Below are 12,886 nucleotides of genomic sequence, written 5' to 3' on the forward strand. Positions count from 1 at the left end.
AATGAGCAATGATATTAACAACAAACTAATTGATGCAGCTATACAAGCAGCTGAGAATGCTTATACTCCATATTCTAAGTTTAATGTTGGTGCTGCACTATTAATGAAAGATGGCTCTATTTTAAAAGGTGCTAATGTAGAAAATGCTTCTTATGGACTATGCAACTGTGCTGAAAGAACAGTATTATTCTATGCTTATGCACAAGGCTATCGTAAAGAAGATATCAAAAAACTCGCAGTAGTTGCTGACACTCCGGAAGGAGTTTCTCCATGTGGAGCTTGCCGACAAGTTATGTCTGAGCTTCTAGATCTTGAGTGTCCAATTATATTATCTAACATCAAAAAAACAGATATAAAACAAACAAATATTAAAGAATTACTTCCATATATGTTTTCCTTATAGTTTAAGCATCATCACCAAGTAGTTTTTTGATAAAAAAGGTTGCTACAATGGTTATAACAAATGCAATCACAGCAATACTGATATAGATATTAAAACCATGTAAATATACATGTTTAAGTTCAATAATATTATTTATATTGTTATCAGATATGGCTGCAAAATTTGCAATAATACCTGCTACAAATCCACCAATACCAATATTTACTAGCCATAATCCCATATAAGCACCTATCTGTCCACGTGGAGCCAGTCTAGTTGCTAAAGACAATCCTATTGCTGATACAAAGAGCTCTGCAAAACCAAGACAGATATAGCATAAAGCAACCCAATAACCACTTACTAGGCTTTGTGTATCTACTCCAGATAGATGAATTCCTACTGCGACAGTCACATACATAAAGATTAATATAAACATCCCTATTAAATACTTATAGGTGTCTAATAAATTATATTTTTTCCATAAAAGTCCTAATAAAACACCTCCTCCTAATACTGTCGAAGTATTAAATATCAGAAATGACTGAGTTGGAATATTAACTCCAAAAATTCTATGATCAACAACTCTATCTATAAACAGATTTAACGACATAAATATTTGGTTATATAACGCCCAGAATGCTACAGCAACTATCAAAAATATTAGGTAGGATAATGCCTTCTTCAAATCTTTTGGATCTTTAGCACCCTTAAATATAACAAATAAACTAAATATGATAATTAAAATTAAGAACAAATTAGAAATACTAGGGTTGTATATAACAATTACACTTGCTAACCCTCCACCAATCGATATAGCTATAGCAAGAATCCATTGAAAAACGCTGACACTTTCTCTATACAATTCCAAACTTAATTTTTTGAATCCTAAATAAAAAGTTAAAGTTCCTATCAAAATCATTATCGCAGCTAAAACAAATATTGCTATATCTCCCATGGAATTATATATATAACCTGCTGTTGAAAAACCAAGCAACCCTCCTATATTTATCCCGACATAAAATATTGTGAATCCGCTCTGACGGTGATTATCTTCAGGCTTATAACTATGACCTAAATAGCTACCAACATTCGTTTTCAATAAACCTGTGCCACTACAGACAGCCCCTAAGGCAATGCAAAAGGTAAATAAGTCACTTGCAAACACAAGATATGTATAGCCTGCTATTAAGAAGACGCCTCCCAAAAGCACACTACGATAATACCCTATAAGCTTATCAGCAACTTGCCCCGCTAATACTGATGTTATATAAAGCATTGCACTAAATGAGCCAACTATAATATTTGCTTTACTATCATTTAAGTCAAACCTTTGGATCAAAATAAAAATCATTGTTGTTGCAATTATTGCATAACCAAATCTTTCCCACATTTCAGTAAGAAAGCAAATAGGTAAAGCTCTTGGGTGTTTTAAATTTACACTAGACATAGTAATTTTCTAACTTTTAAAGTATTAATATTATATTGGAACTTCCAAAATAATAATATTAATAAATAATTATTTACCTATTAAGTTTTTTATATGAAATATTTTAGGTAAATGGTGGGTTGTACAGGATTCGAACCTGTGACCAATTGGTTAAAAGCCAACTGCTCTACCGACTGAGCTAACAACCCATAACTACAAAAAAATTGAAGTAAGAGGTAAAATAAATGGTGGGTTGTACAGGATTCGAACCTGTGACCAATTGGTTAAAAGCCAACTGCTCTACCGACTGAGCTAACAACCCTAAAGATTTGATGTTTATTATACTGACTAGATTTTATGTGTCAACACTTTATGCTGTTTTTTTCTATTTAATTCCAATATCTCAACAGGATGTTTTATTGTATGTCCTTCCATACGTTTCACTTGGCACCTACAGGAGAATCCTGTGGCAATCACAGATCTTATACCACTTTCTTTAATTTTAGCTTTCCAACTCAAATTATAAATATGTTTAGAAGCATCAATATGTTTAGTCTCATGTCCAAAACTACCAGACATGCCACAACATCCAACTTTAACTGCTTTTGTCTCAACACCAAAATGCTTAAATATTTTTTGCCACTGTTCTACTGATACGACAGATAAAGACTTTTCTGTACAATGATTAAAAAGATTAAACTCTTTATCTAACATTTTTTGCATAGTAGGTAAAGTATCAAGTTTTGTTATCAACCATTCTTGTACCAGTTTGACTTTAAATCTTATTTTATCTCGACAAGCTTGTTTATACTCATCTCTATAAACCAGCGTCATAGCAGGATCAACCCCAATCATTTCGACTTTAGTTTCAGCTATTTGATTGTATAGTTTAGTAGCTTTTAGAGCATGCTTTTTAAAATACTTCAGAAAACCCTTCACATGAGAAGGCTTACCATTAACTCTAAACGGAGCAAAATATACTCTAAAGCCTAGTGCTGTCAAGAAATCATACAACGACAGAACTATATGAGTATCATACAGTGATGTAAATATATCTTGGACGATACAAACAGCTTTTTTCTTCTGTTCAGTAGACAAACTTCTCATTTCTTCGAGATTAAACTCTGGAGCGCCTCTTTTTTTGAGCTCTGACCTTAAATTTAACGAACTGATGATTGGAGTATCTGCAAAACCAACTAAATTAGTCAATCCAGCTCTAACAAACTGAGTATTAAAAATATCATTATATATTTTTGGCATATATAAGTTGATTCTCAACAGTGACTCACTATATTTAACGAAATAATCTAGACCAGGTCTCTTATACTTAGAATGATAATGGTATAAAAATTTCGATTTCATTGTAGGGATATCAACTTTTATAGGACAACCTGACACACAAGCTTTACACCCTAAGCATTTATCCAAAGAGTCATAAACTTGATGAGAGAAATCATCAGGATAATCTTCTATTTTATCGAAACCTGTATTATAGACTTTATCCTTTGTTGAATATCCTGCTGCCGAAAGCTGATTAAGCCACTCACGTAATATCGCTGATCTTCCTTTTGGTGAATATAACCAGTTTCTACTAGCTTTGGCTGATGGACATATTACAGTATCTAAATTATAGTTTAAACACTGCGAATTACCATTACAGTTATATGCTCCAGAAAATTGTTCGCGCATATCCTTAGGCACTTGCTCATCTGAATAACCTCTGAATGGCCCGTCTACTTTTACAAGCTTATCCTTACTACCTGTTGGAACAGTAATTTTACCCGGATTAAGTTGATTATGCGGGTCAAATACTTTTTTGATATGTCCTAATGAGTCATAAAGCTCTTGACCAAAGTACTCTTTAATATATTCACTTCGATAGCCGTGACCATGCTCACCACATAAAACCCCACCATACTTTCTAACAAGTTCACTAACCTTTTGAGTAATTTGTTTAACCTTCTGAGAATCTTCAGCTGAGGACATATCTAGTGCTGGTCTTACATGCAAACACCCTACATCAACATGACCAAACATCCCATATCTTACACCATAAGAGTCTAGCAACACTGTTAACTCTTTGATATAGTCTGCTAATTTTTCAGGAGCTACTGTTGTATCTTCAATGAAAGGTATTGGTTTACGATCTCCTTTCATTGCACCAAGTAAGCCTACACCTTTTTTTCTCAACTCCCAAAGACTATCCATATCAGTTTGGCTTTCTGTGAAATGAAACACTGATTGTTTTTCTAGTAATTGCCTTTCTAGACGCGAGGTCATATTATCTAACTCATGTTGACTATCAGCAATAAATTCAACTAAATTTACTGCTGCCACATTAATAGAGTTATTCTTTTCAAGCATATACTTTATCTTGTGATAAATCTCATCGCCCTTTGCAATTTCAATTATATTATTGTCTATGGTCTCTATAGCTGATGGCTTAGATGACAATAAATCTCTAGCAGCTCTCAACGCATCATCAAAACTATTGTATGAAATCGCAAACAGTGCTTTAAATTTAGGTTTTTTAGTTAGTTTAAGTTTGAGTTCCGTGACAAAAGCTAATGTTCCCTCCGAACCAGATATTAAGTAGCTTAGATTGACAGTATTGTCATCTTTGTTATAGGTTTTGGCAAGATTGTAGCCTGTTAAATAACGACTTAACTTGGGAAATTTCTCCTCAATTAATTCGTACTTATCTATAATATGTTCAACAACTATTGAGTATATATTTTTCTCAATGTCATTCAATTTATCTTCATTAAGATCACTTAATTTAATTTTTTTAGTAGATAACTTCTGCCCATTTATTAAAGTACACTCCAACTCTAAGACATGCGCACTTGTCCGTCCATAAATTCTAGAACCTTTACCACACGCATCAGTGTTTACCATACCTCCTAAAGTTGCTCTATTACTAGGTGATAAATTTGGTGCAAAGAAATATTCTGAATCAGTTAATGTATCATTAAGTTGGTCAAGCACAACACCTGGCTCAACTTTAACATATCCATTATCAAAATCTACTTCTAGAATATTATTCATGTATCGACTAGTATCTATGATGACCCCAGCACATAATGAGTGCCCTGAAGTACCAGTACCCCCTCCACGAGGAGCAAATTTAATTTCTTGATACTCCTTCTTACTCGCTAATGCAAAAACTCTATTAACATCATTCTTACCATATGGAAAAACAATAAGCTCAGGAACAACATGATATACACTGTTATCCATTGATGATGATATTCTTGAAGCATAATCAGAATGTATATCACCTTCAAACCCTTTACTCATCAACTCTTCAGCAAAAGCACTAATCAAAGCATTTAGAGCATTTGTATTATTTAAGACTGGCAGTTTACTTGTTTTCATATATAAAAAATTATCCTGGTTAATAAAAAGTAGATAATACCCACCTAGAATTATATAAGAAAATTAACTTCACATAAATAATATTAGGAAAATACATAAAAGATAAAAACATTTCATTTTTTTGTATCAAAGCAGACAAACTCCAAATATAAAGTTATAATGACAATCGTATTTAAAAATAATTTCAAAAGTTAAAAGTTTTTGAGGATAAATATGAAAAAAACTACTCTTTTAGTGATCTTGGATGGTTGGGGCTACAGCGAAAGTGATTACTTCAATGCCATCAGAAATGCAAATACACCTACCTGGGATAGCATTTGGCAAGATTTTCCTAAAACATTAATTAGCGCATCTAGCTTAGAAGTTGGGTTACCTAGAGGCCAAATGGGAAACTCTGAGGTTGGACATGTAAATATTGGCTGTGGTAGAGTGGTCTATCAAGAGCTTACAAAAATTGACAAAGCAATCGAAGAAAAAACTTTTGGTGACAATAAAGCCATCTGTGATGCTATTGACAATGTTATCCAAAAAGATTCAAACCTTCACTTAATGGGTCTACTCTCTCCTGGCGGAGTTCATTCTCACGAAGAACATATTTTTGAAATGATAAAAATTGCCAAGCAAAAAGGTGTCAAAAAAGTATACTTACATGCTTTCTTAGACGGTAGAGATACTCCTCCGCGCTCCGCTGAAGACTCTATCAAAAAAACAGACAAGTTATTACAAGACTTAGAAATCGGGTATATCGCCAGCGTCAGTGGTAGATATTATGCAATGGACAGAGACAATCGTTGGGATAGAGTTGAAAAAGCTTACAACGCAATAGTCAATGCAGATGCCGAGTTTGTTTGTAATTCTGCGCTTGAAGCTCTAGAGGAGTCTTATGCTAGAGATCAATCTGATGAATTTGTCATTCCAACTTGTATCCAAAAAGATGGAAAACTGATAAAAGTTGAAGATAATGATAGTGTTATTTTTATGAATTTCAGAGCTGATAGAGCTAGAGAAATATCTCATGCTTTCACAGATGAAAACTTTGATCATTTCCCGAAAGACAGACATTTAAACATAAACTTCACAACTCTTACAGAGTACGATTCAAAACTTAAATGCAGTGTAGCATTCCCACCGGATCAGCCAATAAATACTCTTGGCGAAGTGTTAATGAAGAATCATAAGACTCAATTAAGAATAGCTGAAACTGAAAAATATCCTCACGTAACATTCTTTTTTAATGGTGGTAAGGAAGATCAATTCGAAGGTGAAGATAGGATCTTAATTCCTTCTCCAAAAGTTGCCACTTATGATCTACAACCAGAGATGTCTGCTCCGGAAGTTACTGACAAATTAGTTGACGCTATCAATAATGGTAAATATGATTGTATAGTTTGCAACTATGCAAACTCAGACATGGTTGGTCATACTGGTAACTATGAAGCAGCAATGCAAGCAATTGAATATCTTGATAAATGTTTAGCGAGGTTAAAAGACGCAATACTTGAACATGACGGTAACATGTTCATTACTGCAGATCATGGTAATGCTGATATGATGGTCAATCCTAAAACACAAAAACCTCATACTGCTCATACTACCAGTCTGGTACCATTTGTATATGTTGGACACAAAAAAGCTCAAGTAGCTTTAGAGCATGGTAAGTTATCTGATATTGCTCCAACTATACTTAATGTGATGGATATTACTCAGCCTCAAGAAATGACAGGCAAAACTATTTTTAATTTTGAAAAATAAGGATTTCAGACAAAATGCTTGATGCTAAATATATTAAAGATAATTTAGAAGAAGTAGCTGAGAAACTCGCAACCAGAGGTTATCAGTTTGATATAGCAGAATTCAAAGCTCAAGAAGTAAAAAGAAAAAATCTTCAAGAGAGAACTCAAGAGCTTCAATCTCAACGTAATACTATCTCCAAAGAAATAGGTAAAAGAAAGTCTAAAGGTGAAGATGCTAGTGATATTTTTGCCAAAGTTAATGATATTAACGATGAACTAAAAGTAATCGAAAAAGAGCTAAAAGACCTTCAAGATTGTATAAACAACACTCTTCTTTCAATGCCAAATCTTCCAGCTGATGATGTACCAGTTGGTAAGGATGAGAGTGAAAATGTCGAGATAAAAAAATGGGGGACTCCTCGTGAATTTCATCCTGAAGCTCAAGCTAAAGATCATGCAGATATAGGTGAAATACTCAATATGATTGACTTCAAAGCTGCAGCGAAAATCACAGGTAGTCGCTTTGTAGTTCTAAAAAGTAAAATTGCTAAGCTTCATCGTGCATTGACACAATTCATGTTAGATATGCATACAGAAAAGCATGGCTATGAAGAATTATATGTGCCATATATGGTAAATAATGATAGTTTATATGGAACAGGCCAGTTACCTAAATTCTCTGAAGATTTGTTTAAATTAGAAGGTGACTTTGAATATAGCCTAATACCAACGGCAGAAGTACCTATCACAAATCTAGTAAAAGATGAAATCTTAGATACAGAATCTCTACCTAGATACTACACAGCACACACACCATGTTTTAGAAGTGAGGCTGGTTCTTATGGGCGTGATACTAAAGGTTTAATTCGTCAACATCAATTTGAGAAAGTTGAGATGGTCCATATCACTACAGCTGATAAAGGTGAAGAATCTTTGGAGCTATTAACATCTCATGCAGAAAAAGTACTACAAAAACTAAACCTACCATACAGAGTAGTCAAACTTTGTACAGGAGATATGGGCTTTAGTGCGAAAAAGACTTATGATCTAGAAGTATGGATACCTTCTCAAAATACCTATAGAGAAATATCATCATGTAGTTGGTGCGGAGACTTCCAAGCACGTCGTATGAAAGCTAGACACAAAAATCCAAGTATGAAGAAACCTGAATTAGTACATACTTTAAATGGTTCTGGTTTAGCAGTTGGTAGAACATTACTAGCTATTATTGAAAATTACCAACAAGAAAATGGATCTATCATGATTCCTGAAGCACTCATTAACTATATGGGTGGAATTTCTGTTATTAAATAATCCTATGACTTCTCTTTGTCAACTTCTTCTTAATCTAGAGCAATCTTTACTATCCTATGAAACTCGCTTTGATTATAAATATATATCTAGAGTTTTAATGGATGACTTTAAAGAGTTTGGAAAATCTGGATATTTCTATACAAAAAAAGACATTTTAGAATCCACATTCTCACCAGCTAAAATTAACATAAAAATAGTTAATGATAGCTTTGAGATTGATAAGCTTAATGAGCATATAGTATTGGTAACATATAAAACTATAAATTTAGATAGCCCTCAAAAACACCATAGATGCTCTATTTGGATTAAAGTAGATAATGATTGGAAAATGAAATTTCATCAGGGAAATATTATGGAAGATTAAATAATGTCAAAATTTATAAACCTTGTAAAACATCAGATATATATACTTAGAAGTAAATTGTGGTTTAAACCTGCAGCTTATTGTGTTGTTGCAACTTTAGCAATATATTTTTGTTATCTATTTCAGAAAATAGGTATAAATTTCTATTCTACAACTATTAATAAAGATACTGTTACTACCCTACTCTCTATAATTACAAATAGTATGATTGCAGCAATGGTTTTTGCTGTGGGTGCTATAGTTACAGCTTATACATCAGCTAGTCAATCCGGAACACCTAGAGTACTATCTATACTTCTAAGAGACAGCACCTCTCATAAAGCTACATCAACCTTTATCGGCGCTTTTATATATGGGGTTGTTGCTACTATTGGTCTTAAATCTGGAATTTTTAATCAAACAGGAATCTTTTTAATATTTATTATTACCATACTCGTATTTATATGGGTTATTCTTACGTTTATTGTATGGATTGACAATATTGCAAAACTTGGACAAATAAAAACTATCTTGCAAAAAACAGAGAAACAAGCTTTTTCTACAGTTAAACAATATACAAAAAATCCGTACATGTACTGTAATAAGCTGGATAAAGAAAGAATACCAGAAGAGGCACTACCAATTTACTCTGATCATTATGGATTTCTTAATGAAATTCATCTAGAACTTCTAAACAAGCATTGTGAAAAACTAAATGCAAAACTATACATTGTAAAATACAAAGGAGAACACTTAGCTAGCTCTGAAATTATAGCTTATATCAAATCTCCCAAATATTTATCTAAAGAGATGCTTAGCAAAATTACTGATAATTTTATTATCTCTAATGAAAAAAACTTTATTGAAGATCCAATATTTGGAGTAGAAACTCTCAGTGAAATCGCAGCTAAAGCTTTAAGTCCTGGAACAAATGATCCTGGAACTGCTATTAATATTATTGATTCGCTTAATCGTTGTTTGAAGTATCTAATTGATCATACAGACTCTACTACCAAAGTTATTTATAAAAATATTTATGTTGAGGGTATTGAGATAGATCGTTTTATAAAAAGTGGATTTGAATATATAAGAATTTATGGAAGCAATAATCTTCAGGTAGCAAAACGCATCCAAAAAAGTCTTCTTCATATTTCTAAACAACTGGAGAATGATAATAGCATTAATTTTATAAAAGGATATCTATCAAACTGTCTAGCTCAAGCTAATAATGAATTAAAATATGACTTTGAAAAAAAAGACCTGAAAATATTTACTGATAAATTAAAAAATCAAAAATAAACTTCTCAAAAACTTAATAAACATTCAATCAAATAATTCTAAAGTAAGCTTATCAGTGATACTATTTAGAATATTGAATACACTATTTAAATCAATTGATATGCATTTACTAGGTATAGAAGCTGGTGGAACCAAGTTTTTTACAACTATTGGTGATTTTGATGGAAATGTAATTGAACGTCATCGTACAGATACTACCACTCCTGAAGAAACAATGTCTGAAGTTCTTAGGATAATAGCAGGTTATCAAAACAACTATGAGATCAAAGCCCTAGGTTTGGCATGTTTTGGACCTATTGATATTAATACTAAATCTAAAACTTATGGATATATTACAAACACCCCTAAGATAGCATGGCAAAACTTTGATATCGTTGGAGCTATAAAGTCAGTATATAAAGGACCGATTGGTTTTAATACAGATGTAAATGCTGCGGCAGTTTGCGAACAACTTTGGGGTTGTGCTCAAGATTTAGAAAATCTTTTATATCTAACAGTTGGTACTGGTGTTGGTGGCGGTGTTATATGTAATAATAGATTAGTCCAAGGAGCTATGCATCCTGAGATTGGTCATCTTTTCATCCCACAAAATCCTAAAGATAAATTCGAGGGCTGTTGCCCTTTTCATGGCACATGTATAGAGGGTCTAGCTTCTGGTACAGCTATAAATAAAAGATGGCAAGTTGCTCATGCAGGAGCTCTTAACGATGATCATATTGCATGGGTATTTGAAGCAGAATATCTAGCAAAAGCATTGGTAAACTATATATGTGCATTTTCTCCAGAAAAGATTATTCTTGGAGGTGGTGTAATGCATAAAACAATCTTGTTTGATATGATTCGTAAAAATGTGAAACAATACTTAAATAACTACTTTGATTATCCTGCATTAAAAGATATGGATAGCTTTATAGTACCTGCTTCTTTTGGCGATAATACAGGCGTCAAAGGTTCTCTTGCTCTTGCACTAGAGACATTCAATACACAAACAAAGTAATCTAGTCAAAATTATCCTTATATTATCTGCTCTTTACTGTTAAAATCTTGTTAAATTAATTGAAAAATAAACTACTTAGCTAATCTTGATAAATAAAATACGTTCTAATCATATACTATCTAAATCTTTGCAAACAATGGTAGTTCAAGCTTTGGGTCAAGCATGTGCATTTATTACGGCTATACTATTGGCTCGCCACCTGAATATAAAAGACTATGGCTTTTATATCTTTGGAGTTACAGTTGCTACTATCATAGCAGTAATAGCAACTATGGGAGCCGGAGGCATATTAGCTAGAACTTGGGGTAAATCTGACCTAAAAAGCAACTTTGAGCGCCATAAAGAAACGTATCGAGTCCACAACTGGTACTTTAAACGAGGCTTTGCAATAGTAATCATATTGATTGCTCTAATAACTTTTTATAATCACTCTGAACACCATGATAATTCTATAGAAAATTTTGCACTCTTATTTGCCGTACCATTTTTTATGGCAAATATATTCCAATCATTCTTTGTCGCAAGAAGAGTCGTTGTTTTTGCCAATTTAATGCAACTTGGATTAAGACTTATTATGCTATTTTTAACTATAGCTTTTATAGTTTTATACATTAATGATACTGCAATGCTTATTGGCACAATGATGATTTTTATGACCATATATGTTACATCTATATGGCTTATCCAAACATCTAAATATAGTTTCGAAAGTGCCAAACCTGTTGGTAGCAATTTATCTTTTGCTTTGATGCAATGGGGATTATTACTTCTATCACAGATTGATATTATCATTTTAAAAGGATTATCAGGTCCTAGTGATGTAGCGCTATTCGGTGTTGCGCTACAGCTCAGTGCTTTAGTAAGCTTTGTATTAAATGCTGTCAACTCAAATGTTTTATCACAGATAGCAGATGACTACAAAAATAATTCTAGAGAGATATTTCAACAAAAGATATCATCATATACTAGAATAATATTTATTCTTTCTATTCTCGCTATTCTAGGGCTTATTATTTGTGGTTATCCAATAACTTTGATGTATGGAGAGCAATATACAGCATCATACTTTATTTTCTGTATTCTAATGATTGGGCAAATTATTAATGTCCTTTCTGGCTGTGTAGCAACTATTCTTAACATGGCAGGGTTTGAAAGAAGTACTTGCTTTGCATTTTATATTGCACTAATTCTAAATATCGTATTAGGAAGTATTTTTACAATATACTGGGGTGTATATGGATTAGCAATTGCCTCAAGCATATCAATGATATATTGGAATATTCATCTACTATATAAAGTAGTTACAAAAATAAAAATCAACCCTACTATTTTTACTTTTAGATAAATCTACAGCTATGATTCTATTGGGCTACTATTGCTTTTTGCTGCACTATTAAGTGACTTAGAGACATTATCCACAGCATTATTTACTTTTTCTTTAGCTTCTTTTACAGGTTGATTCTTCATATTCGCAACAAATAACAATCCACCCACTAATACTAGGAAAATAATTAATGGAACATTAATTTTCCCAAAAATTTTCTTAAACATTTTCATAAAAATTCTACTCTAACTATTTAAAAAACCATCGTAGCGCCGCTACTGGCTTGATTATCACTTGTACCTTCATCAAATCCTTTTTTAAAGTTTTGAACTTTTGTTTGGGCGCTATTAGTCATATCATTCAAAGTATCTGATGCATCACTTGCCTTTGCTTTTATAACTTCTTGACTTTTATTTGCCTGATCTACTATCTGATTAGCTGTTTCTGAAAATTTATTCTTAACATCATTATATGTTTGATTCATAGATTGTGAAGCATTGTTAGTCTTCTCAATAATATCCTGTTTTGCTTGAGTAACTGATTGACCAAGCTCCTTGCCCACCTGATAAGAATCTCCTTGTGAATAGTCAAAGTCATCGGCATATCCTAATGACAAAGTAGATAACCCCAAGGTTGCCATGGCAATTGCTATCTTAATTTTTTTCATAAAATAATCTCCTAATAGCTATA

11 protein-coding genes and 2 tRNA genes are annotated in these 12,886 nt (G+C 32.7%); 7 read left to right on the forward strand and 6 right to left on the reverse strand.

The genetic code is table 11. The annotated features are described in order from the left end of the window. Window position 1: 1 nt before the first annotated feature. Window positions 2-403, forward strand: coding sequence for a cytidine deaminase (gene cdd, locus F7308_RS08340; RefSeq protein ID WP_013923428.1), 402 nt, complete (start codon window positions 2-4; stop codon window positions 401-403). A gap of 1 nt (window position 404) precedes the next feature. On the opposite strand, the gene F7308_RS08345 is transcribed toward cdd, so the two are convergent. From F7308_RS08345 to F7308_RS08360, 4 genes are all read right to left on the reverse strand, one after another. Next, window positions 405-1,829, reverse strand: coding sequence for a peptide MFS transporter (locus F7308_RS08345; RefSeq protein WP_041263807.1), 1,425 nt, complete (start codon window positions 1,827-1,829; stop codon window positions 405-407). A gap of 112 nt (window positions 1,830-1,941) precedes the next feature. After that, window positions 1,942-2,017: transfer RNA gene (locus F7308_RS08350), tRNA-Lys, on the reverse strand. Window positions 2,018-2,054: 37 nt separating this feature from the next. Next, a tRNA-Lys gene (locus F7308_RS08355) sits at window positions 2,055-2,130 on the reverse strand. 26 nt (window positions 2,131-2,156) lie between these two features. Continuing rightward, window positions 2,157-5,186, reverse strand: a complete 3,030-nt coding sequence (locus F7308_RS08360) for an FAD-binding and (Fe-S)-binding domain-containing protein (protein WP_013923430.1) — start codon at window positions 5,184-5,186, stop codon at window positions 2,157-2,159. A 213-nt stretch (window positions 5,187-5,399) separates the two neighbouring features. Between F7308_RS08360 and gpmI the strand changes: the two genes are divergently transcribed. From gpmI to F7308_RS08390, 6 genes are all read left to right on the forward strand, one after another. Next, window positions 5,400-6,938: a 2,3-bisphosphoglycerate-independent phosphoglycerate mutase gene (gpmI, locus tag F7308_RS08365; RefSeq protein ID WP_013923431.1), complete on the forward strand. Its 1,539-nt coding sequence runs from the start codon at window positions 5,400-5,402 to the stop codon at window positions 6,936-6,938. 14 nt (window positions 6,939-6,952) lie between these two features. Further along, entirely contained in the window at window positions 6,953-8,233 is a 1,281-nt protein-coding gene (serS, locus tag F7308_RS08370; protein WP_013923432.1) for a serine--tRNA ligase, read from the forward strand. 4 nt (window positions 8,234-8,237) lie between these two features. Continuing rightward, window positions 8,238-8,597: a nuclear transport factor 2 family protein gene (locus F7308_RS08375; protein WP_156796602.1), complete on the forward strand. Its 360-nt coding sequence runs from the start codon at window positions 8,238-8,240 to the stop codon at window positions 8,595-8,597. Between the two features lie 3 nt (window positions 8,598-8,600). Continuing rightward, complete coding sequence (locus tag F7308_RS08380; protein WP_013923434.1) at window positions 8,601-9,875, forward strand: DUF2254 domain-containing protein; 1,275 nt, start codon at window positions 8,601-8,603, stop codon at window positions 9,873-9,875. A 100-nt stretch (window positions 9,876-9,975) separates the two neighbouring features. Continuing rightward, window positions 9,976-10,872, forward strand: a complete 897-nt coding sequence (locus F7308_RS08385) for an ROK family protein (protein ID WP_013923435.1) — start codon at window positions 9,976-9,978, stop codon at window positions 10,870-10,872. A gap of 85 nt (window positions 10,873-10,957) precedes the next feature. Continuing rightward, a complete protein-coding gene (locus tag F7308_RS08390) occupies window positions 10,958-12,217 on the forward strand; it encodes a lipopolysaccharide biosynthesis protein (RefSeq protein WP_041263811.1) in 1,260 nt (419 codons plus the stop codon). 8 nt (window positions 12,218-12,225) lie between these two features. On the opposite strand, the gene F7308_RS08395 is transcribed toward F7308_RS08390, so the two are convergent. Beyond that, complete coding sequence (locus tag F7308_RS08395) at window positions 12,226-12,429, reverse strand: hypothetical protein (RefSeq protein ID WP_013923437.1); 204 nt, start codon at window positions 12,427-12,429, stop codon at window positions 12,226-12,228. A 20-nt stretch (window positions 12,430-12,449) separates the two neighbouring features. Further along, a complete protein-coding gene (locus F7308_RS08400; protein WP_013923438.1) occupies window positions 12,450-12,863 on the reverse strand; it encodes a hypothetical protein in 414 nt (137 codons plus the stop codon). Window positions 12,864-12,886: the final 23 nt, after the last annotated feature.

The sequence above is a fragment of the Francisella salina genome (assembly GCF_000219045.1).
In the GTDB taxonomy this organism is placed as follows: Bacteria; Pseudomonadota; Gammaproteobacteria; order Francisellales; family Francisellaceae; genus Francisella; species Francisella salimarina.

What these genes read in the sequence shown, in the direction of transcription:
- cdd (WP_013923428.1), top strand. Translation starts at nt 2, where the DNA reads ATGAGCAATGATATTAACAACAAACTAATTGATGCAGCTATACAAGCA.
- F7308_RS08345 (WP_041263807.1), bottom strand. Translation starts at nt 1,829, where the DNA reads ATGTCTAGTGTAAATTTAAAACACCCAAGAGCTTTACCTATTTGCTTT.
- F7308_RS08360 (WP_013923430.1), bottom strand. Translation starts at nt 5,186, where the DNA reads ATGAAAACAAGTAAACTGCCAGTCTTAAATAATACAAATGCTCTAAAT.
- gpmI (WP_013923431.1), top strand. Translation starts at nt 5,400, where the DNA reads ATGAAAAAAACTACTCTTTTAGTGATCTTGGATGGTTGGGGCTACAGC.
- serS (WP_013923432.1), top strand. Translation starts at nt 6,953, where the DNA reads ATGCTTGATGCTAAATATATTAAAGATAATTTAGAAGAAGTAGCTGAG.
- F7308_RS08375 (WP_156796602.1), top strand. Translation starts at nt 8,238, where the DNA reads ATGACTTCTCTTTGTCAACTTCTTCTTAATCTAGAGCAATCTTTACTA.
- F7308_RS08380 (WP_013923434.1), top strand. Translation starts at nt 8,601, where the DNA reads ATGTCAAAATTTATAAACCTTGTAAAACATCAGATATATATACTTAGA.
- F7308_RS08385 (WP_013923435.1), top strand. Translation starts at nt 9,976, where the DNA reads ATGCATTTACTAGGTATAGAAGCTGGTGGAACCAAGTTTTTTACAACT.
- F7308_RS08395 (WP_013923437.1), bottom strand. Translation starts at nt 12,429, where the DNA reads ATGAAAATGTTTAAGAAAATTTTTGGGAAAATTAATGTTCCATTAATT.
- F7308_RS08400 (WP_013923438.1), bottom strand. Translation starts at nt 12,863, where the DNA reads ATGAAAAAAATTAAGATAGCAATTGCCATGGCAACCTTGGGGTTATCT.